The sequence below is a fragment of the Pararhizobium sp. DWP3-4 genome (assembly GCF_049898205.1).
GTDB lineage: Bacteria > Pseudomonadota > Alphaproteobacteria > Rhizobiales > Rhizobiaceae > Pararhizobium.
The window spans coordinates 113,721-140,206 of record NZ_JAFCXF010000006.1 but is presented as its reverse complement, the minus strand read 5'-3'; the positions used below and the strand labels follow the sequence as shown (position 1 = coordinate 140,206).

The 26,486-nt window shown below is 59.6% G+C and carries 30 protein-coding genes and 2 pseudogenes; 19 read left to right on the top strand and 13 right to left on the bottom strand.

The genetic code is table 11. The annotated features are described in order from the left end of the window. Positions 1-46: 46 nt before the first annotated feature. Together lepA and ACP7E6_RS16825 are read right to left on the bottom strand one after the other, a co-directional pair. On the bottom strand, positions 47-1,882 hold the full coding sequence (gene lepA, locus ACP7E6_RS16830) for a translation elongation factor 4 (protein WP_426124900.1): 1,836 nt from the start codon (positions 1,880-1,882) through the stop codon (positions 47-49). 49 nt (positions 1,883-1,931) lie between these two features. Beyond that, positions 1,932-3,212 (bottom strand): MFS transporter, encoded by a 1,281-nt coding sequence (locus ACP7E6_RS16825; protein ID WP_426230899.1) that lies wholly within the window; start codon positions 3,210-3,212, stop codon positions 1,932-1,934. Between the two features lie 217 nt (positions 3,213-3,429). Here ACP7E6_RS16825 and ACP7E6_RS16820 point away from each other — a divergent pair, with 217 nt between their 5' ends. The 3 genes from ACP7E6_RS16820 to ACP7E6_RS16810 all read left to right on the top strand — a co-directional run bounded on the left by ACP7E6_RS16820 (position 3,430) and on the right by ACP7E6_RS16810 (position 5,078). Continuing rightward, complete coding sequence (locus tag ACP7E6_RS16820; protein ID WP_426230898.1) at positions 3,430-4,005, top strand: helix-turn-helix domain-containing protein; 576 nt, start codon at positions 3,430-3,432, stop codon at positions 4,003-4,005. Between the two features lie 5 nt (positions 4,006-4,010). Further along, positions 4,011-4,541 carry a GNAT family N-acetyltransferase gene (locus tag ACP7E6_RS16815; protein ID WP_426230897.1) on the top strand — a complete coding sequence of 177 codons (531 nt, stop codon included), beginning with the start codon at positions 4,011-4,013 and terminating at the stop codon, positions 4,539-4,541. A 159-nt stretch (positions 4,542-4,700) separates the two neighbouring features. After that, positions 4,701-5,078: a hypothetical protein gene (locus ACP7E6_RS16810; RefSeq protein WP_426230896.1), complete on the top strand. Its 378-nt coding sequence runs from the start codon at positions 4,701-4,703 to the stop codon at positions 5,076-5,078. Positions 5,079-5,137: 59 nt separating this feature from the next. Here ACP7E6_RS16810 and ACP7E6_RS16805 read toward each other — a convergent pair whose 3' ends face one another. Continuing rightward, positions 5,138-5,848, bottom strand: a complete 711-nt coding sequence (locus ACP7E6_RS16805; RefSeq protein WP_426230895.1) for an anti-sigma factor — start codon at positions 5,846-5,848, stop codon at positions 5,138-5,140. After that, positions 5,845-6,396 carry a sigma-70 family RNA polymerase sigma factor gene (locus tag ACP7E6_RS16800; RefSeq protein ID WP_426230894.1) on the bottom strand — a complete coding sequence of 184 codons (552 nt, stop codon included), beginning with the start codon at positions 6,394-6,396 and terminating at the stop codon, positions 5,845-5,847. Before ACP7E6_RS16800 ends, ACP7E6_RS16805 begins: the two co-directional genes overlap by 4 nt. 241 nt (positions 6,397-6,637) lie before the next feature. On the opposite strand from ACP7E6_RS16800, the gene ACP7E6_RS16795 reads away from it, so the two are divergent. The 3 genes from ACP7E6_RS16795 to ACP7E6_RS16785 all read left to right on the top strand — a co-directional run bounded on the left by ACP7E6_RS16795 (position 6,638) and on the right by ACP7E6_RS16785 (position 8,608). After that, on the top strand, positions 6,638-7,426 hold the full coding sequence (locus ACP7E6_RS16795) for a DUF4394 domain-containing protein (protein ID WP_426230893.1): 789 nt from the start codon (positions 6,638-6,640) through the stop codon (positions 7,424-7,426). A gap of 177 nt (positions 7,427-7,603) precedes the next feature. Further along, a complete protein-coding gene (locus ACP7E6_RS16790; protein WP_426124910.1) occupies positions 7,604-8,269 on the top strand; it encodes an OmpA family protein in 666 nt (221 codons plus the stop codon). Between the two features lie 204 nt (positions 8,270-8,473). Beyond that, positions 8,474-8,608, top strand: coding sequence for a hypothetical protein (locus ACP7E6_RS16785; protein WP_426230892.1), 135 nt, complete (start codon positions 8,474-8,476; stop codon positions 8,606-8,608). A gap of 99 nt (positions 8,609-8,707) precedes the next feature. On the opposite strand, the gene ACP7E6_RS16780 is transcribed toward ACP7E6_RS16785, so the two are convergent. Both ACP7E6_RS16780 and epmA read right to left on the bottom strand, forming a co-directional pair. After that, entirely contained in the window at positions 8,708-9,778 is a 1,071-nt protein-coding gene (locus tag ACP7E6_RS16780; RefSeq protein ID WP_426230891.1) for a lysine-2,3-aminomutase-like protein, read from the bottom strand. Further along, positions 9,775-10,845: an EF-P lysine aminoacylase EpmA gene (epmA, locus tag ACP7E6_RS16775; protein ID WP_426230890.1), complete on the bottom strand. Its 1,071-nt coding sequence runs from the start codon at positions 10,843-10,845 to the stop codon at positions 9,775-9,777. Before epmA ends, ACP7E6_RS16780 begins: the two co-directional genes overlap by 4 nt. Positions 10,846-11,044: 199 nt before the next feature. Between epmA and efp the strand changes: the two genes are divergently transcribed. After that, complete coding sequence (efp, locus tag ACP7E6_RS16770) at positions 11,045-11,614, top strand: elongation factor P (protein ID WP_426230889.1); 570 nt, start codon at positions 11,045-11,047, stop codon at positions 11,612-11,614. A gap of 72 nt (positions 11,615-11,686) precedes the next feature. Here the strand turns inward: efp and ACP7E6_RS16765 are convergent, their stop codons facing one another. Further along, entirely contained in the window at positions 11,687-12,016 is a 330-nt protein-coding gene (locus ACP7E6_RS16765) for a hypothetical protein (protein ID WP_426230888.1), read from the bottom strand. 21 nt (positions 12,017-12,037) lie between these two features. Further along, complete coding sequence (locus tag ACP7E6_RS16760) at positions 12,038-12,289, bottom strand: GlsB/YeaQ/YmgE family stress response membrane protein (RefSeq protein WP_426231176.1); 252 nt, start codon at positions 12,287-12,289, stop codon at positions 12,038-12,040. Between the two features lie 205 nt (positions 12,290-12,494). On the opposite strand from ACP7E6_RS16760, the gene ACP7E6_RS16755 reads away from it, so the two are divergent. Together ACP7E6_RS16755 and ACP7E6_RS16750 are read left to right on the top strand one after the other, a co-directional pair. Beyond that, entirely contained in the window at positions 12,495-13,388 is an 894-nt protein-coding gene (locus ACP7E6_RS16755; protein WP_426230887.1) for an EamA family transporter, read from the top strand. Positions 13,389-13,473: 85 nt separating this feature from the next. After that, positions 13,474-14,715 (top strand): class I SAM-dependent methyltransferase, encoded by a 1,242-nt coding sequence (locus tag ACP7E6_RS16750; RefSeq protein WP_426230886.1) that lies wholly within the window; start codon positions 13,474-13,476, stop codon positions 14,713-14,715. Here the strand turns inward: ACP7E6_RS16750 and ACP7E6_RS16745 are convergent. Continuing rightward, positions 14,705-15,526 (bottom strand): lipo-like protein, encoded by an 822-nt coding sequence (locus ACP7E6_RS16745; RefSeq protein WP_426230885.1) that lies wholly within the window; start codon positions 15,524-15,526, stop codon positions 14,705-14,707. The genes ACP7E6_RS16750 and ACP7E6_RS16745 overlap by 11 nt on opposite strands. Positions 15,527-15,675: 149 nt before the next feature. Here ACP7E6_RS16745 and mbfA point away from each other — a divergent pair, with 149 nt between their 5' ends. Both mbfA and ACP7E6_RS16735 read left to right on the top strand, forming a co-directional pair. Next, complete coding sequence (gene mbfA / locus ACP7E6_RS16740; RefSeq protein WP_426230884.1) at positions 15,676-16,659, top strand: iron exporter MbfA; 984 nt, start codon at positions 15,676-15,678, stop codon at positions 16,657-16,659. 122 nt (positions 16,660-16,781) lie between these two features. Next, positions 16,782-17,384, top strand: a complete 603-nt coding sequence (locus ACP7E6_RS16735) for a hypothetical protein (RefSeq protein ID WP_426230883.1) — start codon at positions 16,782-16,784, stop codon at positions 17,382-17,384. A 120-nt stretch (positions 17,385-17,504) separates the two neighbouring features. Here the strand turns inward: ACP7E6_RS16735 and ACP7E6_RS16730 are convergent, their stop codons facing one another. Both ACP7E6_RS16730 and ACP7E6_RS16725 read right to left on the bottom strand, forming a co-directional pair. After that, entirely contained in the window at positions 17,505-18,128 is a 624-nt protein-coding gene (locus ACP7E6_RS16730) for a transglutaminase-like cysteine peptidase (RefSeq protein WP_426230882.1), read from the bottom strand. 224 nt (positions 18,129-18,352) lie between these two features. Next, entirely contained in the window at positions 18,353-19,156 is an 804-nt protein-coding gene (locus tag ACP7E6_RS16725) for an alpha/beta hydrolase (RefSeq protein WP_426230881.1), read from the bottom strand. Between the two features lie 216 nt (positions 19,157-19,372). Between ACP7E6_RS16725 and infC the strand changes: the two genes are divergently transcribed. From infC to ACP7E6_RS16685, 8 genes and pseudogenes are all read left to right on the top strand, one after another. After that, on the top strand, positions 19,373-19,909 hold the full coding sequence (gene infC, locus ACP7E6_RS16720) for a translation initiation factor IF-3 (protein WP_113245492.1): 537 nt from the start codon (positions 19,373-19,375) through the stop codon (positions 19,907-19,909). Between the two features lie 223 nt (positions 19,910-20,132). Continuing rightward, positions 20,133-20,336 (top strand): 50S ribosomal protein L35, encoded by a 204-nt coding sequence (rpmI, locus tag ACP7E6_RS16715; RefSeq protein ID WP_112644609.1) that lies wholly within the window; start codon positions 20,133-20,135, stop codon positions 20,334-20,336. Between the two features lie 36 nt (positions 20,337-20,372). After that, positions 20,373-20,777 carry a 50S ribosomal protein L20 gene (gene rplT, locus ACP7E6_RS16710; protein ID WP_113245493.1) on the top strand — a complete coding sequence of 135 codons (405 nt, stop codon included), beginning with the start codon at positions 20,373-20,375 and terminating at the stop codon, positions 20,775-20,777. Positions 20,778-20,885: 108 nt separating this feature from the next. Continuing rightward, positions 20,886-21,971, top strand: a complete 1,086-nt coding sequence (gene pheS, locus ACP7E6_RS16705) for a phenylalanine--tRNA ligase subunit alpha (RefSeq protein ID WP_426230880.1) — start codon at positions 20,886-20,888, stop codon at positions 21,969-21,971. Between the two features lie 4 nt (positions 21,972-21,975). After that, on the top strand, positions 21,976-22,212 hold the full coding sequence (locus ACP7E6_RS16700; protein WP_426230879.1) for a DUF4160 domain-containing protein: 237 nt from the start codon (positions 21,976-21,978) through the stop codon (positions 22,210-22,212). Continuing rightward, on the top strand, positions 22,193-22,468 hold the full coding sequence (locus ACP7E6_RS16695) for a DUF2442 domain-containing protein (RefSeq protein WP_426230878.1): 276 nt from the start codon (positions 22,193-22,195) through the stop codon (positions 22,466-22,468). The genes ACP7E6_RS16700 and ACP7E6_RS16695 overlap by 20 nt, the downstream gene beginning before the upstream one ends. Positions 22,469-22,555: 87 nt before the next feature. Next, a pseudogene (gene pheT / locus ACP7E6_RS16690) lies at positions 22,556-23,971 on the top strand (phenylalanine--tRNA ligase subunit beta); the annotation flags it as partial. Continuing rightward, positions 23,948-25,048, top strand: a pseudogene (locus tag ACP7E6_RS16685) (phenylalanine--tRNA ligase subunit beta); the annotation flags it as partial. The pseudogenes pheT and ACP7E6_RS16685, both read left to right, overlap by 24 nt. Positions 25,049-25,183: 135 nt before the next feature. Here the strand turns inward: ACP7E6_RS16685 and ACP7E6_RS16680 are convergent. Further along, a complete protein-coding gene (locus tag ACP7E6_RS16680; protein WP_426230877.1) occupies positions 25,184-25,660 on the bottom strand; it encodes a TIGR02391 family protein in 477 nt (158 codons plus the stop codon). Beyond that, the gene (locus tag ACP7E6_RS16675; protein WP_426230876.1) at positions 25,657-26,331 is read right to left on the bottom strand and encodes a DUF5343 domain-containing protein; all 675 of its coding nucleotides are present in this window, start codon (positions 26,329-26,331) and stop codon (positions 25,657-25,659) included. The genes ACP7E6_RS16680 and ACP7E6_RS16675 overlap by 4 nt, the downstream gene beginning before the upstream one ends. Positions 26,332-26,486: the final 155 nt, after the last annotated feature.

Below are 26,486 nucleotides of genomic sequence, written 5' to 3'. Positions count from 1 at the left end.
CGTGCATGCGCCGAATATATGCGCATGCCCGATGGAAGGAAAGACCTTACTCGTCGCTCATCTTCAGCGCTGCGATGAACGCTTCCTGCGGAATATCCACCTTGCCGAACTGGCGCATGCGCTTCTTGCCGGCCTTCTGCTTGTCGAGCAGCTTGCGCTTGCGCGAGGCGTCGCCGCCGTAGCATTTTGCCGTCACGTCCTTGCGCAGTGCCGAGATGGTTTCGCGGGCGATGACGTTGCCGCCGATGGCGGCCTGGATCGGGATCTTGAACATGTGCTTGGGGATCAGGTCCTTGAGCTTTTCGCACATGTCGCGGCCGCGCCGTTCGGCAGCCATGCGGTGCACCATCATCGACAGGGCATCGACAGGCTCGCCATTGACCAGCACCGACAGCTTGACCAGATGGCCTTCGCGGTGATCGGTCAGGTGATAATCGAACGAGGCATAGCCCTTCGAGATCGACTTCAGCCGGTCGTAGAAATCGAACACGACTTCGTTGAGCGGCAGGTCATAGGTCAACATGGCGCGCTTGCCCACATAGGTAAGCTCGATCTGCAGGCCGCGCCGGTCCTGGCACAGCTTCAGAATGCCGCCGAGATAGTCGTCAGGCGTCAGGATCGTCGCGCGGATCCACGGCTCGTGGATTTCGGCAACCTTGACCACATCCGGCATATCGGCCGGATTGTGCAGCTCGCGCTCCGTGCCGTCGTTCATGAACAGCTTGTAGACGACCGACGGAGCGGTGGCGATCAGGTCGAGATCGAACTCGCGCTCGAGGCGTTCCTGAATGATTTCGAGATGCAGCAAGCCAAGGAAGCCGCAACGGAAACCGAAGCCGAGCGCTGCAGACGATTCCATCTCGAACGAGAAGGAGGCGTCGTTGAGGCGCAGCTTGCCCATGGCGGAGCGCAGATCCTCGAAATCGGCGGCATCGACCGGGAAGAGACCGCAGAACACCACCGGCTGGGCCGGCTTGAAGCCCGGCAGCATCTTGGCCGTCTGGCGCTTGTCCTCGGTGATGGTGTCGCCGACGCGGGTGTCGGCCACTTCCTTGATCGAGGCGGTGATGAAGCCGATCTCGCCAGGGCCGAGCGCCTCGACATTGACCATCTTTGGCGTGATGACGCCGACGCGCTCCACCTGATATTTGGCGTCCGCACCCATCATCCGCACCGTCATGCCGCGCTTCAGCGTGCCGTCGAGCACGCGCACGAGAACGATGACGCCGAGATAGGCGTCGTACCAGCTATCGACGAGCAACGCCTTCAACGGGCCATTCTCGCCTTCCTCGCTCTTCGGCGCCGGCAACTGGTGGACGATCGCTTCCAGCACCTCGGGAATGCCGAAGCCGGTCTTGGCCGAGATCAGCACGGCCTGGGAGGCGTCGATGCCGATGACTTCCTCGATCTGCTCGCGGATACGGTCGGGTTCGGCGGCCGGCAGGTCGATCTTGTTGAGAACGGTGACGATCTCGTGATTGTTGTCGATCGCCTGATAGACGTTGGCGAGCGTCTGGGCTTCAACGCCCTGCGACGCATCCACCACCAGCAGCGAGCCTTCGCAGGCCGACAGCGAGCGCGAGACTTCATAGGCGAAGTCGACATGGCCGGGGGTGTCGATCAGGTTGAGGACATAGGTCTCGCCATTGTTGGCGACGTAATGCAGGCGCACGGTCTGCGCCTTGATGGTGATGCCTCGCTCCTTCTCGATATCCATCGAGTCGAGAACCTGCTCCGACATTTCGCGTGCGGCAAGGCCGCCGGTCGACTGGATCAACCGGTCAGCCAGCGTCGACTTGCCATGGTCGATATGGGCCACGATCGAGAAATTGCGGATGTGCGACAGGGGCGTCTTTGAAGGTGTTGTGCTCATGCGCCGCATATAGCAGCGGTATCAATCGCCGCAAAGCAGGAAATGCAGGCTTTGTTCACTATAATTGCCGGATATCGCCCGCAACCGGATCGCCCTCGACCATCGCACCGGCATTCGGCATCTGGGCGCTCTTCATCTCGAAATTTTCGCGCAGGTGCGGCGGCACCGTTTCACGGAACTTGAGCCGCACGGCGACGAAGGCCGCATAAGCAAGCGCCGTGCCCATGGCCGCATAGATGAAGGTGTTTGGGCCGAAGACCGGTGTCAGCAGCGTGATCGACAGAGGGATGATCGTGGCAGCGATCGACCAGCACATCAGAAGCGTCGAGGCGAGCGGCACGAAATCGGCGGGTGCGGTGCGATCGTTGGCATGGGCATTGGCAATCGAATAGACGGTTTCGACGGCACCGGCAAAAACGGCGAAGACCAGCATCAGCAGGATCAGGTTGGCAAACGAGACGGAGAGCGCCACGAGGGCGGCGGCGGCAATCAGCAGGCAGACGAGGATCAGCACGATGCGCCGGTCGATCCGGTCCGACAGCACGCCCATCGGATACTGGATGAAGATCAGCCCGAACTGCATGACCAGCATCAACAGTGCCACATCGCCCTGGCTGACCGAATTGGCGGCGGCATAGATCGGGGTAAAGCCCTGCACGGCCATGGATAGCCCACCGGCAGCAAGAACGCCGACGAAGGCGACGGGGGAATTGCGCCAGACCATCGGCACATCGACGCTGACTTTGGCTGGCGGCGGCGGATTGGGCAGGCGGGTCAGGCCGATCGGCAGGATCGCCATGGTGGTGAAGAAGATGGTGAGCAGCGGCGCCAGATTGCCATCCGCCGGGATCTGGCCGAACAGCCAGGCGCCAGCGCCAATGGCAATGACATAGACCATGTAGAACACCGACATCGCCTTGCCGCGCCAGCTGTTGGCGCTGGCATGGTTGAGCCAGCTGAGCGAGATGATGAAATTGATATTGCCCGCCGCACCATAGACGCCGCGCGCAAAAACCCAGAGCAGTGGATGGAAGCCGAGCGCGATCAAAAAGGCCGACAGCAGAACCAGCGCCATCGAGCAGGAAAACGCCCGTGCATGGCCGACCCTGCGGATCATCGGTCCGGCAACGACGCAACCGGCGAGACCACCAAAGGCAAGGGCCGTGACCGCAGCACCGGCCACCCAGGGCGGGCTGTCGCCCTTCGCCAAAAGGAAAGGCACATAGGCGAACATCATGCCATTGCCGATGCCGACACAGGCCATGGAGGCGACAATGCTGGCGATCGACAGCACGGATGCGCGCGGCTGCTCGGACCGGATTCCTTCTATCGCCGCCATTCACCCTCTCAAGCCCGCAACAGGCGGCACTGCCGCCGCCTGTTCAAGTCTTCACTAAGATATTGATCGCAAGGCGATTTCCTCAGCCGCCTCGCGAAATCGCACTCTATCCGGTTGCGTCGAATTTGAATGTCGCCAAAACGGCATAGGCCGACTTTATTTCAAGGGACCCGCAATTTTCATTGACTCCACTATAAGAACAATTAATTCTCTTATAATGGAAAATTCAAACGGTTTCGAAACGGATATTGCCGCCCGGATGAGGGCGCTGAGATTGGCTCAGTCGATGACGCTCGACGATCTCGCCACCCGCGCCGGCGTCAGCCGGGCGATGATCTCGCGCATCGAACGTGGCGAAGCGAGCCCGACCGCCCACCTTCTCGCCCGGCTCTGCAGTGCATTGGGCACGACCTTGTCGCGATTTTTTGCAGACGGCGAAAACACTGAAGATCCGCTCTCGCGCCGGAACGACCAGCGGATCTGGCGCGATCCCGAAACCGGCTACCTGCGCCGCTCGGTCTCACCGGATGGCACCGGTTCGCCTGTCGATATCGTCGAGGTCGAGTTTCCGCCGGGTGCCCGCGTGGTGTTCGAGCAGCAGCAATTCGACGCCGGGCTGACGCAGCATCTCTGGCTGTTCGAAGGCAGGCTGACCATGACCGCCGGCGAAGAGACGCATGTGCTTGAGGCCGGCGACTGCCTGTTCATGCGGCTTGCCGAGGCCCACATCTTTCACAATCCGCATGGCAAGCCGGCACGCTACGCCATCATTCTCAACCGCAGCAAAGTCTAATCCCAATGTCCAAGATTACTATCCGCACGCTCACTCCTTCCGAAACCACGGCCGCCCTGCCCGCGCTTGCCGACATCCTGTCCGATTGCGTCGAGGGTGGCGCCTCCGTCGGCTTCATGTCGCCCTATACCTCGCAGGATGCGGCCCCTTATTGGCAAGGGGTTGCCCAGGCGGTCACCGAAGGCAACACGGTACTGATCGTGGCGGAGAAGGACGGCGAAATCCTTGGCACGGTTCAGCTCGGTATCGGCACGATGCCGAACCAGCCGCATCGCGCCGACCTGAAGAAGCTGCTCGTCCACCGCAAGGCCCGCGGTCTCGGGCTTTCGCGCCTGCTGATGGACGCTGCCGAAGACGCCGCGGTCCAGCATGGACGGCATGTTCTGGTACTCGACACGGCAACCGGAAGCCCGGCGGAGAGCATCTACGAAAAATTCGGCTGGCAGCGTGTCGGCGTCATTCCGCAATATGCCCTGATGCCGGATGGCAGCTATTGCGGCTCGACGTTCTTCTACAAATCACTGGCTGCGGATTGACGTGCCGAAAACACGCAGGGCTCCACCTGTCCTTGTCACCAAAAATGGCCATACCGCGCTGAAAAAACCACGTTTTCGGGCCGATCCGCCCATTCCGCACCCCTTATCTTCATGCTAGCTGATGTACTGCCGCAAGGCCGATATTCTTAAGGGGAACCCATGAAAACCATTCTTCAGCGCGCGGGTCTGGCCGCGCTTTCCATCGCCATGCTTCTCGGCGGCGTCTCCGTTGGCTCAGCTGCCGACGTCACCTTCGAGATGAAAAACAGCCATCCGAATGCCGTCGAAGTCGAGCTTTACAGCCAGGACCGCGACCATGTCTGGCCGGGCAACAACCAGGTTTACCTGCTGGATGACGGCGAAACCAAGCAGATTCCGCTGTCCTGCGATCAGGGTGAAAAGATCTGCTACGGCGCCTGGATTTCCGGCGACAAGTCGACCTATTGGGGCACCGGTCCGGACAATGGCGAAACCTGCACCGATTGCTGCTACACCTGCACGGGCGGCAACACCGAAGAGATCGATCTGACCGAATAGTGGTCAAGAGACGCAGCGGGGGCTCCTGCGACCGGAGCGCCCGCCAGCCTTCAGACAATTCAGCGCGGCATCTTTGCAAAACCCTTGACCAGGATAGGCCCCGTTGGCCGGCCTGTCGGCGAGCCGCCGGCCTGCTCGATGGTAATCTCGTAGAGTTGCGCTTCCTGCGGCTGCGGCAGTACGGGACCGGCAAGAACGATTTCCTGTGAACGCGGCAAAAGCCCCAGCGACACAGGCCCCAGTTCCTTCGAGGGAAGCGTCCACACCTGCATGATACGGCCTTTTGGAACTTCGAAATCGACAAGCGGCTTAACGCGGGCCGACGCATTGCCGAAATCCTCGACAATTGCCTGTGGCTCTCCCGCTGCATCCAGAAGCACGGCAACAACGCGCGGCTCCGGCTGCGACAGCAGGCTCCAGCCCAGACCCACCGCCAGAAGCAGCGACGCGGCAATGCCGCCAAGCGCCGTGCGGCGCCATACGGAGCCGCTGTTGTCATTTGCCGCCTCCGGCTGCGCAAATCCCGCAGTGACACCGGCCTTTGGCTCATCCAGCGTCGCAGCGATACGCCCCCACAGGCCTTCCGGTTCGGCACCGGGCTTTGCCAGAAGATCCAGTGCCAGAAAACGATCGCGGCTTGCGGCGACGGCGGCGCGCAAGGCTGCGTCGTTTTCGATCTCCACTTCGACGCGAGCATGATCGGCCGGATCCAGAAGGCCCAGAACATATTCGTCGGCCAGTTCATCAATATCCTGCTTGCCCACGCTCATGCCATGCACTCCCGAAGCGAGGCCAGCCCACGGCGAACCCACGCCTTGGCGGTGCCGAGCGGCACCTTCAGCCGGCCGGCGATCTCGCCATGGGTATAGCCGGATATATAGACCATCAGGATGCTCCGGCGCTTGGTCTCGTCGAGCCGCGACAGGCACGCGCGCAACCGGTTCTGGCGATCGAGATCGGCCCAGACATTGGCTGCATGATCCATGTGCTCGGCATCGTGCAGATCGGCGAGATTATCGGGCTCGGTGAATTCCAGCCGCTTGCCGTCGCGCACCAGATTGAGCGCCCGGTTGCGGGCAATTGCATAGATCCAGCCGCGCGCCGATCCACGATCCGGCGTGTATTGTCCGGCCTTGGTCCATATCTGGATAAAGGCTTCCTGCACGACATCTTCGGCCAGTTCGCGCCGGCGCAGGATGCGCTGGGCAACGGCTACGAGCCGAGCGCCTTCCAGATCGAAGATCGTCCGCAGCGCATTGCGATCGCCATTGGCGCAACCGGCCAGTGCGTCTGCCAATTTCTCCTGATGCTCCTGCATTCTACTCCCACTGTCTCCCGCGCCGGTCAGCATGCGTCCCGGTTGCGCACATTGCATCGACGGCCGTTGCTCAAATGCCCACATAGGCTTTTTACCCGCCAGAGTGACCTCTGGATGCATTTGAGGAAAATAAAATTCTGGCCGGTGCATCCAAACCTAGCCTCCCGTGTGTCTACCGGTTGGAAGGCGGCTACAGATGGATCGCCTCCTGTGACGATTTCAGACAACAAGGAGACTTCGAATGAAGACCATGAAGACTGCATTGATCGCCTCCACGGTCCTGTTTACCAGCGGCGGCATCGGGTTTGCTGCGCCGGTTCTCGGCCTGACCGGAGACAAGACGCTCGTTCTGTTCGACACGGCCAATCCGGCTGTGACCAAGACAATCGACGTTACCGGCGTCGACAGCCTCGCCGGCATCGATTTCCGGCCGTCCAACAAGACCGTGATCGGCGTAACGCCGGATAGCCGGATCGTCACCATCGATCTTGAAACGGGTGCAGCAAGCGATGTTGCCAAGGTGAATACGCCGCTGCCAATCGACGATGCGGCGGTGGTGGTGGACTTCAACCCGATGGCCGACCGGCTGCGCTTCATGACCGGCGTTACCAATCACCGCGTTCATCCCGACACAGGCGAAGTCACCGTCGATGGCAAGCTCGCTTACGAGGACGGCGACATGCACAAGGGCGAAACGCCGAACATCGTCGCTGCCGCCTACATCAATTCCCACGGCAAGCCGGAAAAGACCGGGATGTACAATATCGACGCGACGATCGGCGCCTTGATCAAGCAGACCAAACCGAATGACGGCACGCTGGCCGCAATCGGCAAGCTCGGCATCGATGGCGCAGCGCCGACCTTCGCCTTCGACATCCAGACCACCGAGGACGGAACCAATACGGCGTGGCTTGCCAATGGCACCAAGCTCTACACGGTCAACCTGGAAACGGGCGCGGCCACGGCGGCGGGCGAGATTACCGGCTCGCCAGGCGCGCTCCGCGACATCGCCGTTTTGCCGGCAATGTAGTGATTGCGCACCGGGCGGGTGGGCAACCCTGCCGGCCTGCCCGGTTCGAAAGCAAAGGCATGACGGTGCAACATGGGGCTGAAACAGAAAGTTGATTTTCCAAAAGGCATGATCTTCATCTTCCTGCCGCAATCGGTAGTATGAAGCAGAGTAGATCTTTTGGGGACCCGTGATTCCATGATGAAGAAAATTGCCGTTCTGGCCATCGCCGCAATCTATCTTTCCGGCTGCACCACGACCGACCCGTATACGGGCGAGCAGAAAATGTCGAACACCGCCGGTGGCGCGCTGATCGGTGCGGGGCTGGGTGCAGCAACCGGCCTTCTGGTCGGTGGCAGCTCTGCCGGACGCCGCGACGCCGCTCTTGTCGGCGCCGGCATCGGTGCCCTCGGCGGCGGCCTGATCGGCAACTACATGGACAGCCAGGAATCCGAACTGCGCGCACAGCTGCAGAACACCGGTGTTTCGGTCACCCGCGTCGGCGACCGCATCGTTCTCAACATGCCGGAAAATATCACCTTCGCTACCGATCAGGACCAGATGAGCCCCAGGGCCTATCCGACGCTGAACTCGGTCGCGATCGTGCTGCGCAAGTTCAACAAGACGTTGATCGATGTCGATGGCCATACGGATTCGACCGGTAGCGCCAGCCACAACCAGGACCTTTCGGAACGGCGCGCCATCTCGGTCGCCAATTATCTCGGCTCGCAGGGCGTCGACCAGCGCCGCATGTCGGCCGTCGGCTACGGACCGGACCGGCCGATCGCTTCGAATGGCAGCCCGGCAGGACGCGCCCAGAACCGCCGCGTCGAAATCTCGATCGCGCCGATCAAACAGGGCTGATTTGGTTTATCGCCTTGAAACGCCGGCCGCTCTGCAGTGGCCGGCTTTTTTTTGCGCACGAAAACGCCGTCCGATGCCGCATCGAACCGGCTCGCCATTGTCGGCGGTGCGTCCGACGCGTTCCGGCAAACGGCCGCTCATCGTTCGCCTTGAACGGTCTGGCCCCACTCGCCGGCGTTTTTCCCGTATTCTCACGCCTTGGCCTTGATCGAGGATTTAGACGAAGAGATACGCCGGAAGCCGGAAACGCTGATTGTACTGTTCGACCTCAATTCGGCGCAGACGCGGATATCGCCGCTTGTCACCAGCGGCATGAGAGCCGTCGATATCGCCGGGTAGCACGGCATCGGCCGTTGGAAGCCATGTACGGTCGATAATCCGGAAAACCGGTACCGGCCGGCAATCGGAACTCAGTGCCCTTTTGGGCAAAATCCGTCGTTAAAGAGGCTGCTTGCCGGCCGATGCGGGCGGATAGACGTGCTCTTCGCCATTGAAATCCGACACGGTGTAGCAGCCGCCGCCGTTATCCTCGATGGTCGAGGCGCTGATCACCGTCTTGCCGTGGCCGCCGGGAATATCAAGGATGTAGGCGGGCTGGCAGAGGCCGGAAACGCGGCCGCGCAGCGAAGCGACCAGCGTCTGGCCTTCCTCGATCGTCAGGCGGAAATGGCTGGTTCCCGGCGCAAGGTCCGGATGATGCAGGTAATACGGCTTGATGCGGTTTTCGACGAAGGCGCGCATCAGCGCCGCCAGCGTGTCGGGATCGTCATTGACACCCTTGAGCAGCACCGACTGGCTGACCATGACGATGCCACTATCGACCAGCCGGGCGCAGGCAGCGCGCGCTTCCGCCGTCAATTCCCGCGGATGATTGGCGTGTAGCGCCAGATAGGTGGTCTTGCCGCTGGCCTTGAGTGCTGCGATCAGCGCGTCGTCGACGCGCTCGGGCTCGACGACCGGCACGCGGGTGTGGAAGCGGACGATCTTGACATGCTCTATCGATGCCAGCCGTTCCATGATCGAGGCCAGCCGGCGCGGCGATAGCACCAGCGGATCGCCGCCGGTGAGGATGACTTCCCAGATTTCCGGATGTCCGGCAATATAGCCAAACGCATTATCCATCGCCTGCGATGCAAGTGTGCCGAGCCCCTGAGGCCCGACCATTTCGCGGCGGAAGCAGAAGCGGCAATAGACCGGGCAGACATGCACCGCTTTCAACAGCACGCGATCCGGATACCGATGGACAATGCCCTCGACGGGACTATGGGCGCCATCGCCGATCGGGTCTTCACGCTCTTCCGGCAAACGTAAAAGCTCTGCCGCATCAGGGATGAACTGCCGGGCGATCGGATCATTGGGGTCGTTGGGATCAATGAGGGCTGAGATCGCCGGCGTCACAGCCACCGCATAACGCAAGGCAACCGCATCCAGCCCGGCGCGCCGTTCGGCCGAAACAAGGCCCGCGCCCTGCAGATCATCGATCGTCTTCAAGGAACGAAGCGCTGTCACTTGCGGCCCTCGCTCAGCGGGCTGGTCTCTGCCACCGGTGCCCAGATCACCTGATCGATCCGCGATGCGCCGGTTGCCAGCATCACCAGCCGGTCGAAGCCGAGCGCGCTGCCGCTGGCCTGCGGCATGATCTCGAGCGCCCTTAAAAAGTCCTCATCCAGCGGATAGGTCTCGCCATAGACGCGGCTCTTCTCCGCCATCTCCAGGCCGAAGCGGCGGCGCTGTTCGCTCGCATCGGTCAATTCGCCAAAGGCGTTGGCCAGTTCCACTCCGCAGGCGTAGAGCTCGAACCGTTCGGCGACGCGCGGATCGTGCGGCGTGGGCCTCGCCAGCGCTGCCTCGGCGACCGGATACTCATAAAGGATCGTCGCGCGGCCGAAACCGAGATTGGGCTCGACCTTCTCGACGATCACCCGGCTGAACATATCCGCCCAGGTATCATCGTCAGCGACCCGAAGCCCGGCCGCGCGCAGGGTTGCGGCCAAGCTTTCCCGGTCGGTGTCGCCGCCCGCATCGATAGACGAGAGGAGATCGACGCCTGCGAACCGTGCAAAGGCCTCGGCAACGGTGATGCGCTGCGGCTCGGCAAACGGATCGGCCTGTGCGCCGCGATAGGTCAGCTGCCTTGCCCCCACCGTTTCGGCTGCAAGACCCAACATCTCCGCGCAATCTCGCATCAACGTTTGGTAGGTTTCGCCGGCGCGGTACCATTCGAGCATGGTGAATTCCGGATGGTGCAGCGGTCCGCGCTCCCGATTGCGGTAGACATGGGCGAAGCAGGCGATGCGCTCCTCGCCGGCGGACAGCAGTTTCTTGCAGGCAAACTCCGGCGAGGTGTGCAGATAGAGCGGCGCCGTGCTGCCGTCGTGATGGATCGCCTGCGTTGCAAAGGCATGCAGATGCGCCTCATTGCCAGGCGATATCTGCAGGGTCGCGGTGTCCACTTCGACAAAATCGCGTGCCGCGAAGAAGCCGCGCAAGGCAGCCTGAATCCGATTGCGGCCGATCAGGAAACCTCGGCGGTCGGCATGGACGTCCGGCGTCCACCAGGGAGAGGCAGCAGGCATGAAGGTCGTGTTTCCGTTTTCTCGGGCAGTCGATATTTTACGGCAGTTGCACGGGTTTCTTCGAGCCGTATCCGCCGTCACACTGGCAATTTATCCAAATATAGGATAGGTGCGGCCCGAAAACGCTTTCTGGCGTCTGTGACGCGCATATTTCGTGCGCTCCTCTACGACGCATCAGCCTCAGTTACAAGGAAGACTTATGGTCAAGGTAATCGCCTCTTCTGTCCGCAAGGGCAATGTTCTCGAAGTCGACGGCAAGCTCTATGCCGTTCTGACCGCCGCGAACTTTCATCCCGGCAAGGGCACGCCGGTGACCCAGGTGGACATGCGCCGTATTTCCGATGGCGTGAAGGTTTCGGAACGCTGGCGCACCACCGAGCAGGTCGAGCGCGCCTTCGTCGAGGACAGCGAACATACCTTCCTTTATGAAGACGGCGAAGGCTTCCACTTCATGAACCCGCAGACCTACGATCAGGTGGCCGTTTCGCCCGACGTCGTCGGCGACGACAAGGCCTATCTCCAGGAAGGCATGTCCGTTCAGCTGAAGATGTTCGAAGGTCTGGCGCTTGCCATGGAATTGCCGACCCGCATGACGCTTGAAATCGTTGAGACCGAGCCGGTCGTCAAGGGCCAGACGGCGTCCTCGTCCTACAAGCCGGCGATCATGTCGAACGGCGTTCGAACCATGGTTCCGCCGCATATCGGCGTCGGCACCCGCGTCGTCATCCTGACGGAAGACGCCTCCTATGTGGAACGCGCCAAGGATTGATCCCTCATCTCTGGAATACAAAACGGGCGCGGTTTCAACCGCGCCCGTTTCCGTTGTCGTGCTCAACGATAGTTAGTGCTTCAATTCCGGGTAGATTTCCGAAACTTCATCCGCGTCGCTAGGGGTATCGTCATACCCTTCGAGCGTCACAGAAATGCTGTCTCCGACATCCAGCCCGCCTTCCCGGCGCACGGCGATGCGTGATCCGTTGTCTCGCACCAGGATAGCCTCTCCATTGAAACCCTGCTTCAGCAGCCAGTCACGCGGCGCATTGAGCCGGATACGGACCTGACGGCTATCGTCTTCTTCGCGGGCTTCAACGAGTTCATAGGAAACCGGCTGCGAATTGCCGTTGATTTCCAATTGGCCCTGACCGCTGCCTTCGGCTGCAAATGTCAGCATGAACGTCTCCTTTGGAAGAGTTTAGCGGCGCACGGCACGGCCCACCGCGATCAGAATGCAGGCTCCGATGAAGCCGATGACCAGATATGCCAACCAGCCGGTGAAGCCCATATTGGCAAAGGCAAGGATGGCATTGAGGACGATGGCGCCGATAATGCCCAGAATGATATTCATGAACATGCCCATGTTGGATTTCATGAACTGTTCTGCCATCCATCCGGCAAAACCGCCGATGATGATTGCCGCGATCCAGCCTACGCCGTTGACGTCCATGTTTTTGCCCTCGCTTAACATAATTGTTGCTGCGACCAATAACGCGTTGGTGGGCAATATGTTCCAAGCGGCTTCGTGAGCATTATCAAATACCCTTATATTAACCCTCACAAATATGAATTTGCTGCTGATTGCAGCTTCCGTTACAGCCCTGCCGGGAGATCGGCATTGGCTGGGGGAGAATAACGTCTTGGATCAACAGGCAATGGCAACAGCCCACGCAAAGGAAGGCACCGTTCCACCCACGCCCACGGTACCGGGCATCGGCACCACGGCCGCGCTGACCGGTGGCCTGATGTGCCTCCTGTCGATGTCGAGTGTTCAGTTTGGTTCGGCGCTTTCAGCGCCAGCGATTGCCGCCTACGGCCCGTTCGGCACCACCTGGCTGCGCCTGGCTTGGGCCGCCGTTATGCTTGCCATCATCGTGCGTCCGCCGATCCTTCGCTATTCGCGGGCGCAGTGGCGGATGGCCGGGCTGCTCGGCGCCTGCATGGCCGGCATGACCTTGTGTTTCTTTGCGGCGATCGAACGTATTCCGCTCGGCCTTGCCGTTGCCATAGACTTCCTTGGCCCGCTCGCGGTGGCCACCTTTGCCTTCGGCCTTGGCTGGCGCCTTGTCTGGCCGTTGATCGCCGCTGGCGGCGTGCTTTTGCTGGCCCATGACGGCAACGGCTGGATTGGCGACATCACCGGCGTTCTTTTTGCCTTCGGAGCTGCCGCCGGCTGGGGGCTTTACATCATCCTGATGAAGAAGGCCGGAAACGCCTTTGAGGGCCTGCAGGGCCTCTCCATGTCGCTGATCGTCGCGGCAATCGTCGCCACGCCCTTCGGGCTGATCGATGCGCCGCGCATGACGGCCGAAGGTGTGGTGACCATCGCCGGTCTGGCGCTGCTTGTGCCGCTGATCCCCTATGCGCTGGAAATGATCGCGCTGCGCCGGATGAGCACGTCTTCCTTCGGCATCCTGATGAGCCTTGAGCCGGCGCTTGGCGCCCTTGCCGGCTTTCTGGTGCTGAGCCAGCCGATGACCGCCCTGCAGATCATGGGGACGGTTCTCGTCGTTGCCGCGAGCGCCGGTGCCACCGCCACCGGCCGCTGATACTGCCAGAATTAATGGGGCGCTTTTTGCAAACCCGGTGATAGAGTGATGCTCCGCAAGCGTCGCTTTTTCCATCGAGGTGTGCATGTTTCCACTATCGCATATGATGAAAGCATTCATTCGCAAGGGCCAGTTGACCGTCATCGATGCCGATGGCAAACCGCATGTTTTCAAGGGTGAACCCGGTCCGGAAGTGACCATGCGGCTCACCGATCGCAAGCTCTATCGCAGCCTCGTCTTCAATTCGGAACTTGCCGCCGGCGAAGCCTACATGGACGGCACGCTGCGCTTCGAGGACGGCTCGACATTACGCGATTTCCTGACGCTGTTTTCGATCAACCGGCTGTCGCTGGGTTCCTATCCCATCCAGAAGGCGCTGCGCGCCATCAAGATGCGCTTCCGCAAGCGCCAGCAGTCCAACGTCAAGGGTGAGGCCCAGCGCAACGTCGCCCATCACTACGACCTCGGCAACGACTTCTACAAACTCTTCCTCGACGAGCATATGCTTTACTCCTGCGCCTATTTCCGCGAACCGGACGAGACGCTGGAGCAGGCGCAGCGCAACAAGCTGAGGCTGCTCGCCTCGAAACTCTGCCTCAGACCCGGCATGAAAGTGCTGGATATCGGCTGCGGCTGGGGAGACCTGGCGCTGTATCTTGCCCAGCTCGAAAATGTCGAAGTGCTGGGGGTCACACTCTCCAAGGAACAGCAGGCGCTGGCGACGCAACGCGCCAAGGATGCCGGGCTTGAAGGACGTGTCCGCTTCGAACTGCGCGACTATCGCGAAGTCAACGAGAGCTTCGATCGCATCGTTTCCGTCGGCATGTTCGAACATGTCGGCGTTAGCCATTACGATGAGTATTTCAAGAAGCTGAATGCGCTGATGCCCGATGACGGCATCGCGGTCCTTCATTCGATCGGCCATATGAGCCCACCCGGTATGGCCAGCGCCTGGCTGCGCAAATATATTTTCCCGGGTGCCTACTCGCCCGCGCTCTCCGAGGTTTTCGAGGTGGTCGAGCGCAACAGCCTGTGGGTGAGCGATCTGGAATTCCTGCGTGTGCACTATGCGACGACGCTCAAGCACTGGGTCGAGCGCTTCGACAAGAACCGCGACAAGGTCGTGGAGATGTATGACGAGCGCTTTGCCCGGATGTGGGAATTCTATCTGGTCAGCTGCGAAATGATGTTCCGCACCGGCAGCCAGCTGGTGTTTCACATGCAGCTGTCACGCTCGCGTGATGCTGCCCCCATCGTGCGCGACTACATCACCGACCGGCAGAAGGCTTATATCGTCCGCGAGCAGACGCTGAATATTACCCTATGAACGCCTGATCGTCGTCTCCCTGCCATTGCAGCCGCTTGTAGTCGAAGCCGTATTCGAGCGTCGGTTTCACCACGGCAAAATAAGGCGAGAGATCGAAATCGCGTGGCGTGTAAAGCGAATGATGGCGGATATGCAGGATTTCGGCGCGTGAATAGGTCGATGTCGCCGACGCCCGGCCCGGTGCACGGGTGATCTCCGGCAGGATCGGATAGCGGATCTGCTCGAAGGCCTGCGCAATCAGCGTCGAGCAGATGGCGCGTGTCGGATCGCCAGACCCGAACGCCAGCATGCGGCGGCGAAAGCGCACCGGCACCGGCGGCGTCGGCATGAAATAACGCAGCATGTCGAAGATGTTCTTCATGTCGTATTTCAGCCCGAGCCTTGAGATCATGAAAGAGAGAACCGCGTTGCGATCATCCGGCGTCAGCCCGACAGGCCGGCAGATACGGGTGTTGTAGGTACAGTATTTTCGGAGCGGCACCGCAACGCAGCCCTCGCCGAGATTGACCTCGATCAGCTGCGGCCGATCGATAATGGGGAGCGTTGCCTGATCGAGCGTCAGCGGGATTTCGTCGCCGGCAAAGAAGGCTGCATGCGACCAGGTCGATTGGGTGAGGTATTTGATGGTGTTGGAAATCTTGTGATTGCCCTCGATCAGCAGGATATCTCCCGGCCGCAGCGTCCGGGCCAACGTCTCGGGATCGGATGGCGTGTAGGGCTCGTAGCCCGACGTCAGTGCCGTCAGCTTTCCTGCCATCGCCATGCCGATGCGATCGAGAAGCGTATCCTTGCTGGTCAGAAGCGGGTTCATGCGAAAGCAGCCTTCTTCCGGGCGTTCATCCTTCTGTTTATGTAGGAATTTATCCGGCCACCTGTCGAGTCACACTGCCGCGTTAGGGGTTGACCTTCGCGTGAAGCGGCCCTAAATTTAGAATTATTCTAAACTAGGTTGACCGCATCATGTTTTCCCGCTTGCTTTCGCTCTCCAAGCGTCCGCTGTCCTCGCTGTCCGAACAGGAGGTTCTGGCGCTTGCCATCTCGTCCGAAGAGGACGACAGCCGCATCTACTTTGCCTATGCCGACGCGCTGAAGGACAAATATCTGGATTCCGCCAAGGTCTTCGAGGACATGGGCGAAGTGGAAAACGCCCACAAGACCATGCTGATCGACATGCACCGCCGCCGGTTCGGCGAGCGCATCCCGCTGATTCGCCGCGAACATGTCAAAGGCTTCCTCACCCGCAAGCCGGACTGGCTGCGCCACAACCAGTCGCTCGACGCCATGCGCCGCGAAGCCGAGACGATGGAAACGCAGGCGTATAATTTCTATGTCGAGGCGGCAAAGAACACCTCCGATGCGGCAACCCGGCAATTGCTGGGCGACTTGGCCCTGGCCGAACAGGGCCATGAGGACATTGCCCGCATGCTGACCGAAAAACATGTGCCGGAAGGGGCGCGCAAGAAAGAAGATGAGGCGGCACACCGCCAATTCCTGCTGACATACGTGCAGCCTGGTCTTGCCGGACTGATGGACGGCTCGGTCTCGACGCTCGCACCCATCTTCGCCGCAGCGTTTGCCACCCAGGACACCTGGCAGACCTTTCTGGTCGGCCTGTCCGCCTCGGTTGGCGCCGGCATATCCATGGGCTTTACCGAAGCAGCGCATGACGACGGCAAACTTTCGGGCCGCGGTTCGCCGCTCAAGCGCGGTCTTGCCTGCGGTATCATGACGACGCTCGGCGGCCTCGGCCACGCTTTGCCCTATCTCATTCCGCACTTCTGGACCGCCACGATCACCGCAGGCATCATCGTCTTCTTCGAACTCTGGGCCATCGCCTTCATTCAGAACAAGTATATGGAAACCCCGTTCCTGCGCGCGGCCTTCCAGGTGGTTCTCGGTGGTGGGCTGGTGCTGGCTGCGGGTGTGTTGATCGGCAATGCGTGATGAATGCAAGATCGGAGGCCAGGCAATTCTGTTAACATGGGTTAGCCGCGACAATGCACTTCACAAATAAACCAATATTCCTTGGTGCATGAAGCATATATTCGATTCCAAGGAGGAGTTTTATGCCCCTTTCCCGCCTGCTGGCCTTAACTTCCATTGTGGGCGTATCGATTTTTCCTAGTCCTTCCGCGGCTCAAGATGGCAATAAGAGTATCCAAGGCGAATGGACGACCGATTGCTTGCCCATAGGGAAAAACGGCAGGCATGGATATGTGACCCGCATCACCATTACAGACAATGAGATAAGGGCTACATCGCAGATCTACGCGAAAAGCCAGTGCCAAACACCCACGGTTCAGGTGAATTTTGCCGGATCACTCATTCATGCTCAAGACGAGGGCGGGCAAGTTCGCATCGAGCATGTTGTCGGCACCCTCACGACCACGCCCAACATCAAAGATGTTGTCGATCACTACAATAAAGAAACGGGCGATAGGGCTGGTTGCGGGTTGACGGGGTGGCAGGAAAACGTGCCGGTGTCGGTCGCGGGAAAAACCTGTGGCCCCTTCACGTTCGCTGCTGCAGGAACGCATCTGTATGACAGTGTATGGGTTACGGGAAATCAACTCCGTTTTGGAGCCTTTCCCGTTGCATGGACAAACACGTCCGCTGGGAAAACACCGTCGAAGCCGCTGGATACAATTTACTACAGAACCGGTCGGTAAGACAGGCGTCGCAGCAGACAGATTTCACGGCGAACCAACCACTTTTGACGTTTTCGAGCACGACAAAAGTTCGTTGCGACAATGATTAGGTGTCGTTGTCGTTTGCGTTCGAACCAGCAATCAGTTTCCGACCGAACCGACCAGCACTTCCGCGCCGTTTTCGATCGTCACCCAGCGGCCCGTGTTGAACGATGCCTGGCGCTTGAGGAAGCGATAGGGCGTCTTGCTCCAGATTTTGATTTCATTTTCGAGGTTGTCGAGGATGAAGTCGCCCTGCGCCGTGCGTACGGTCAGCACGGCATGGCCTTCGCCGTCCGGTTTGCGGACGACGGTGATCAGCAGATCAGACGGAGAGAAGCCCTTCTCCATCAGGCGCTTGCGCTTCAGGAGGACGAAATCCTCGCAATCGCCGGCGCCAGTGTCGGGATAGGCCCAGACCTCGTCCTTGCCGTAAAGGTCCATGTCGGTGATCGGGGTGATTTCGGTGTTGACGGCGAAATTGACCTCGCGGATGACCGACCAACCGAAATCGGTGACACGGGGTGCAACCGCCGATTTGGTCTTGAGCTCGCATTCCGGGCGGTGGGTCTGGCAGAACTCGTAATGGCCGATCGGCTGCGAGGTGATGGCACCGGTCTGCATCGACAGCGCGGTTGCCGACGGCGCCGGGATGGCAATGCCTGCAGAAGCGAAAACAGCTGCAAGTGCCACGACCACTTTCCTGATGCCCATCAACTGCGCCATGCGTGTCCCCTGTGGCGCGGCTTCTTTCTAAACACTTCAGAAAGAATCCCCGCGAAAGCCTGAAATCCGTGGTCAGCTTTCGCGGTAAACCCGCCGCGCGCCGCTCTAATCGTTAACAAAGAGTTAACAGCGCGGCCGAAACGAAGTCAATCAGCTGAATCGGGGATCGCCGGATATGGTTAAAATGCCCGGCAAGGCCTTTGGTCGTAGGGGGTTTACGGTGGTTAGGCGGCGGACATGGCATCCACGGCAGTGAGAATCCGCTCGATATCCTCCGGTCGCGACAGGCGGTGATCGCCATCGCGGATGAGTGTCATCACCACATCGTCCGACGGCAGATGCTCCATCAGCTTCAGGGCATGACCATAGGGAACGTCGGGATCCTGCATGCCCTGCAGGATATGCACCGGGCAGCCGGTCTCGATGATACCGGTCAGAACGCGGTTTTTCCGCCCGTCCTCGATCAATCGTGCCGTGAAGATATTCGGTTCCGGGCCATAGGGCGTCGGCTCCTCGAAATAACCGCGCTCGGCAAGCGAGGTCCGTTCGGCATCCGAAAGATTGGGCTCGATCAGGTCGCTGGTGAAATCCGGCGCCGGTGCGATCAGGACGAGACCGGCAATTTTTGCGCCTTCGCCACGCGCCCGCAGCTCGGCAATCAGCCTGAGCGCCACCCAGCACCCCATAGACGAGCCGACCAGCACCATGCGATCGGGGCCAACATCATCGATGACCGCAAGACTTTCCTCCAGCCACCGCGAAATCGTCCCATCGGTAAAGACACCGCCCGAGGCGCCATGGCCGGAATAATCAAACCGGACGCAGGCGCAACCCAGATCAGCCGCATGCCGCTCCAGCTCGACGGCCTTGGTGCCGGTCATGTCCGACCGGTAGCCGCCCAGCCAGACCAGCGTGGGCAGGGTATTGCCGCTCTTGGCCGGCAGGATGCGCATGGCGATTTGGCGCGATTCGCTGCCGGTGCCGACTTCGAGTGTGTCGGGATCGGCGTTCGACATTGGCGATGACATGCTGTTTTCCTTGTTTTTAAGCGGTTCGCGCTGATTTTCTTTCTAAAACAGATTCTCCGAATGCCTGACAGGTGGTGATTTTCGTGAAGAGCTGTGTTATTGACTTTTCCGCAGCAATTTACACATGAAGACCAAGCGGCAGTTGGACGGCAGTTTGCCGGGACAAAGCGCTATCAACCGACATTGCATTCGTAACAGCTCGAGGAGAGTACGACCATTCGCAGACCGTTCAAAACGGACGCCCCTGTCAAAGACGGGCCCCGCTCTAACAAGGAAATCCGGTCCCTCCGGGTTCAGCTCATCGACGCCGAAGGTGTAAACCACGGCAGCATTCCCACCGAACAGGCGCTCCGCATGGCGGAAGAACTGGGCCTCGACCTCGTCGAGATCTCGCCGAACGCGGAACCGCCGGTGTGCAAGATCCTTGATCTGGGCAAACTGAAATATTCAACGCAGAAGAAAGCCGCCGAGGCGCGCAAGAAGCAGAAGATCATCGAGATTAAGGAGATCAAGATGCGTCCGAACATCGACACGCACGACTACGACGTCAAGATGCGCGCGATGAACCGCTTCTTCGAAGAGGGCGACAAGGTCAAGGTGACCTTGAAATTCCGCGGCCGTGAAATGGCGCACCAGGAACTGGGCATGAAACTGCTCCTCCAGGTCAAGGAAGACACCACGGCAATCGCCAAGGTCGAAGCCGAGCCGAAGCTGGAAGGCCGTCAAATGATGATGGTCCTGGCTCCGAGGTAACCGCCTCGCTTCCAGGCCGTGACCTGATGAAAGCCGCCGGACTGGCGGCTTTTTCATTTTGACGGTGGGCAAGCGGGAATTATCCCGAGTCCCATTGCACTTTTCGGGCGCTTCGGTTACAAGCCCCCGTCCGAACGGTCCGGCAGGGCATGCCGTGGCCGTTCTTTACGCTGGAGACGACCTCGTCAGTCGATCTCAAAACCAAGAAGAATGGAGTAGCAAAATGCCCAAGATGAAGACGAAATCCTCGGCCAAGAAGCGGTTCAAGATCACCGCGACCGGCAAGGTGATGGCAGCTGCCGCAGGCAAGCGCCATGGCATGATCAAGCGGTCCAACAAGTTCATTCGTACCGCCCGCGGAACGATGGTTCTGGCCGAGCCCGATGGCAAGAAGGTCATCAAGAACTACCTGCCCAACGGTCTCTGAGACGTCTGGCACTTTGGATTTTAAGGAGATCATATCATGGCACGTGTAAAACGCGGCGTAACATCCCACGCCAAGCATAAGAAGACACTCAAGGCAGCCAAGGGCTTCTACGGCCGCCGCAAGAATACCATCCGCGCAGCCAAGGCTGCCGTGGATCGCTCGAAGGCGTTTGCCTATCGCGACCGCAAGGTCAACAAGCGCAACTTCCGCGCCCTCTGGATCCAGCGCATCAACGCTGCCGTTCGCGAACATGGCCTGACATACGGCCGTTTCATCGACGGTCTGTCGAAGGCTGGCATCGAAGTCGACCGCAAGGTTCTCTCCGACATGGCTATCCATGAGCCGGCAGCATTCGGCGCCCTGATCGCCGCTGCAAAGAAGGCGCTGGATTACCTCAAGGAAGCCGGCACCAAGAACGAGTTTGAAAGCGCGGTTCGTTAAGACCCAGCGCTTCCCAGCCTCTTGGAATTTAAATTGGGAAACCCGCGCTGGCTCGGCTGGCGCGGGTTTTTCTTTGACTGATCACGGCAATGAACCGGGAAATGAACGATGTCCGATCTGGAAACACTGAAAGACAATCTGCTGGCCGAAGTGACCGCTGCCGGTGACGAAGCGGCGATCGAAGCCGTGCGCGTCAATGCGCTTGGCAAGAAGGGCTCGATCTCCGAGCTTTTGAAGACGCTTGGCACCATGACGCCGGAAGAGCGCCAGACGCGCGGTGCCGCGATCAACGCGCTGAAGACCGACGTTTTTGCCGCGATCACCGCCCGCAAGTCCGATCTGAAGGACGCGGCGATTGCCGAGCGGCTGGCCCGCGAAACCGTCGATATCTCACTGCCCGTGCGCTCTTCCCCGGTTGAGCGCGGCCGCATCCATCCGATCAGCCAGATCATCGACGAGATCACCGCGATCTTCGCCGACATGGGTTTCTCGATCGCCGAAGGTCCGGATATCGAGACCGACTATTACAATTTCACCGCGCTGAACTTCCCCGAAGGTCACCCGGCCCGCGAGATGCACGACACGTTCTTCTTCAATCCGGACGCAAACGGCGAGCGCAAGGTTCTGCGCACCCATACATCGCCGGTACAGATCCGCACGATGGAGGCCCAGAAGCCACCGATCCGCATCATCATCCCCGGCAAGACCTACCGCCAGGACAGCGATGCCACACATTCGCCGATGTTCCATCAGGTCGAGGGCCTCGTCGTCGATACCAAGTCGAACGTCGCCAACATGCGCTGGATTCTCGAAGAATTCTGCAAGACCTTCTTCGAGGTCGACGACGTGACGATGCGGTTCCGCCCATCCTTCTTCCCGTTCACCGAGCCGTCCTTCGAGGTCGATATCCAGTGTGACCGGTCCTCCGGGCCGATCGTCAAGTTCGGCGAGGGCACCGACTGGATGGAAATCCTCGGCTGCGGCATGGTCCACCCCAACGTGCTGCGCGCCGGCGGCCTTGATCCCGATGTCTACCAGGGCTTTGCCTGGGGCATGGGTCTCGACCGCATCGCCATGCTGAAATACGGCATGCCCGATTTGCGCAACTTCTTCGACGCCGACGTCCGCTGGATGAGCCATTATGGTTTTCGCCCGCTCGACATGCCGACCCTGTTTGGCGGCTTGAGCGCGTGATGCCATGCCGACTTTGCTGATTTGGCACGGCTACAAATTCAGGCTCTATGCTTTGGATGTCGGCGAACCGCCGCATATCCATATCGTCAAAGACGGCAAGTCCCTGAAGGTCTGGCTGAACAGTTTGGAAGTCGCGCGGAACAAAGGATATACTGATCAGGAAATTGCAAGGCTGCTCAATGTGGCCTTGGAACATCGTGATGAATGGATAGGTGCTTGGAATGACTTCTTTGGCCTTTGAAACCGATGAAATGCGCCCGGTGCGGGCTTGGTGCGCTGACGGCGAAGTTCACGTCGCGCTCGCCGACGGCCGCGTCATCGCCACGCCCCTCTGGTGGTATCCTTTCCTGTCGAAACTCGATGATCGCGAACTGAACGATATCGAGTTGATGTACGAGGGCATCTGGTGGACGGCTGCAGATGAAGGCATATCGGTAAAAAGCATGTTTATGGGCGTGAAGGCACCGGGCGCGAAAGCGCCGGAGAAGGCCGCCTGACGATCAGCGGATGCCGTTTTGACAAAACAAATCTATCTACAACGACGCCACACCGCTCATGCAGATAGTCTAACCTGAGAAAAAATCATGAAATTCACACTCTCCTGGCTGAAAGACCATCTGGAAACGGATGCTACCCTTGAACAGATCTGCGCGCGCCTGACCGCGATCGGGCTCGAGGTCGAGGACGTCGACGACAAGGCCGCGTTCAAACCCTTCGTCATCGCCAAGGTCGTCTCGGCCGAAAAGCATCCGCAGGCCGACAAGCTCAAGGTGCTGATGGTCGATACCGGTACCGGCGCCCCGATCCAGGTCGTCTGCGGCGCCCCGAATGCCCGCGCAGGCCTCGTCGGCGCCTTCGCCGCTCCCGGCGCCTATGTTCCGGGCATCGACGTGACACTCGCCGTCGGCACCATCCGCGGCGTCGAAAGCCGCGGCATGATGTGCTCGGAAAAAGAGCTGCAGATGTCGGACAACCATGACGGCATCATCGACCTGCCGGACGACGCACCGGTCGGCACCAGCTTTGCCGCCTATGCCGGGCTCGACGATCCGATGATCGAGATCAACCTGACGCCGAACCGCCCGGACTGCACGTCGATCTACGGCATTGCCCGCGATCTCGCCGCCTCCGGCCTCGGCACCCTCAAGGCAGCCCCGACGCCGACCTTCAAGGTCGAAGGCGACACCACCACCAAGGTCACGCTCGACCTTGGCGAAGACAGTCATCTCTGCCTGGGTTTCGCCCTGCGTCTCGTGCGCGGCGTCAAGAACGGCCCGAGCCCGAAATGGATGCAGCAGCGCCTGCTCGCCATCGGCCTTCGCCCGATCAATGCGCTGGTCGATGTCACCAATTACATGACCTTCGACCAGGGCCGGCCGCTGCACGTCTTCGATGCGGCCAAGGTCAAGGGCAACCTCACCGTCCGCCGGGCCATCGAAGGCGAAAAGGTTCTGGCGCTCGATACGCGCGAATATACTCTTTCGCCGGCTAACGTTGTTATCGCCGATGACAATGGCATCGAGTCGATCGGCGGCATCATGGGCGGCGAGCATTCCGGCTGCGACGAGAACACCGTCGACGTGCTGATCGAATCGGCCCTCTGGGACCCGATGAACATCGCCAAGAGCGGCCGCGCGCTGGGGATCATCACCGATGCCCGCTACCGCTTCGAGCGCGGCGTCGATCCGGAATACATGGTTGAAGGCCTCGAACGCGCCACACAGCTGGTGCTCGATATCTGCGGCGGCACCGCGGCCAAGGCCGATGTCGTCGGTTATGCCGGCTACACGGCCAAGATCGTCGATTTCCCGGTTTCCGAGGTCAAGCGCCTGACCGGTCTTGAGGTTAGCGCTGAAGAAAGTATCGCTATTTTGGAGGCACTTGGTTTTGGAGTTGAGCAAGCCTATCGCTTCAATCCTGATTATGTTGTTCCTGAAGGAGTTCCTGATTTTTCGTCCCCAGAAAAGCTGGATGGTCGCTACACAGTTTCCGTCCCCTCCTGGCGTCCTGATGTCGATGGCAAGGCCGACCTCGTGGAAGAAGTCATGCGCATCCATGGCGTCGATAATATCAAGCCTGAACCGATCGAAAGCCTCGGCGCCGTCAATGGCAAGATCCTGACGACCCTGCAGATCCGCACCCGGCTTGCCAAGCGGTCGCTGGCTGCACGCGGCATGCTGGAAGCCGTCACCTGGTCGTTCATCTCGAAGGCCCAGGCCGAGCTTTTCGGCGGCGGCGCAGCCTCGTTGTCGCTGGCAAACCCGATCGCCGCCGACATGTCCGACATGCGGCCATCGCTGCTGCCCGGTCTTTTGACCGCCGCCCAGCGCAATGCCGACAAGGGTTTTGGCGATGTGGCGATCTTCGAAGTCTCCGGAACCTATGAGAACGACACACCGTCGGGCCAGCGCCGCGTGGCCGGCGGTATCCGCCGTGGCACGGCATCGCTTGCCGGCGCCGGCCGCTCCTGGTCGAATGCCACCAAGGGCGGCGGCAAGCCGGTCGACGTGTTCGACGCCAAGGCCGACGCCATAGCTGTTCTCGAAGCCTGCGGCGTGCCGATGGGCAATGTCCAGTTCGAAGCCGGCGGCCCGTCCTGGTATCACCCCGGCCGTTCCGGCACGATCAAGCTCGGTCCGAAGATCGTTCTCGGCCATTTCGGCGAGTTCCATCCGAAGGTGCTGGAAGCGCTTGACGTTTCCGGCGCACTCGCCGGCTTCGAAGTCTATGTCGATGCCATGCCCGAGCCGAAGAAGAAGGCCACCCGCACCAAACCGGCGCTGGAGCTTTCCCCCTTCCAGGCCGTCAAGCGCGATTTCGCCTTCGTGGTCGACAAATCAGTCGAAGCCGGCGCGATCCTGAAGGCCGCCTCGAGCGCCGATCGCAAGCTGGTCACCGGCGTCAACGTCTTCGATATCTTCGAAGGCGCATCCGTCGGCGAAGGCAAGAAATCCATCGCCATCGAAGTCGTCATCCAGCCTGCAGACCGCACGCTGACCGACGAGGATTTCGAAGCGTTGACGGGCAAGATCATCGCCAATGTGACGAAGAACACCGGCGGGGTTCTGCGGGCTTGAAAAACACGGACGGAGGGGCGATTTTCCGCCTCTCTGTCCACCTGATGCGTGATCGGCTGCCGTGTTTTGACGATGAACGCGGCGACACATGTGCCAGAAGCGGACAGCGAACATCATCTTCTAGGTTACGCTCATCTAAGGGGCCTTACGGGCCTCAAGTGCCCTGAAAAGGACCGAAGCTACGGAAAGATGATCAAGACACATATCAATCGGATCAATGCGGTTGTCGTGCCCACGAGGATTTCGAATGCCAGACATAGTACCGGCGAAGACGTAGCGGAAACCCTTTTGTTCGTCTTTATCGCTCATGGTTTTTAGATCAGTGAGTTTTATCTTCGGGCCAGTTTCATTAAACGCATTCATCATCAGGCTAAAGCCTGTATCCTCGATGCCTGAAATAGCCTTCACCTGATTATCAATGTATTTGAACGCCTCGAAGGTCGCCTGTGCGTAGTGGCCGTCATCAAATAGTTTTATAGATACACCTGCAATATCCGAGTGGATATTACGCTCGTCAAACGGATGAATGCTCTCGCCTTCGCTGACGACAGGCTCTCCAATGTTCTTGGCCGTACGGGTGATCCGTTCAAAAAACGAAAATGTTTCGCTCATTGGAAGAGATTGGCCCTGATGCTTTTAAAAATTGCGTCGTAAGCCTCCTGCGTCCCTTCTGCGGGCAAATTGATTTCGATACGTACGGTCAAAGCCATATCGCTTTTTTGCTGCTTGGGTGGCGAAGATGAGGCATCTTGCGACATTGTTTCAGGCTTGGTTGATTCTGCAGGTTTCGCTTTCTTAATCTGGACCTTTGTTTTGCTATTATTCGCAACCTTTGGTTTTGCTACCGCCTCACCGTCTGTTTGGTGGCCAGCCAATTCACGCAAGGCTATAAATACGCCGGCTTGCCGGCCACCGATAATATCGCTTGTCTTGTCGGCATTGCGAAAATAACTGATAAGTTGAGCCTTATTCATCGTCCAGGCATCGTCGCCGCGTAGATCGAACAGATCCCCATACGCCGCCTTTACCATTGTTTCGAATGACGATTGAAACTCGACCTCGTCATGCTGCGTCATTACCGCGTGGCCTTCGTCTGTGCGCTTTCCCTGCTCATCTATTAGGCCGAGAAACTGGAGCACGTTTATAACGTAGCTTTCATTCTTGGAGGCGAGACCCAATTTCTTGACCGTTTCCGACGTGACGGTCGCTGGGAAGTTCTTACGCATGAACCCAATCATCTGCGTAATATTTCCTGGACCGGATATGTACGGATGCGATGCCATCTAAACCCCCAAGTGTTCTCTCACTCAACTTTCTACTGAATCGTGTAAAGCGTCAACCGCCGGTAACTATATCCTGCACCCCGAAAGAACTGGAGAATTTTGATCGACTAGAAGGTGACAATGGCGCATTTTCATAGCTCCTAGACTTTTCGACC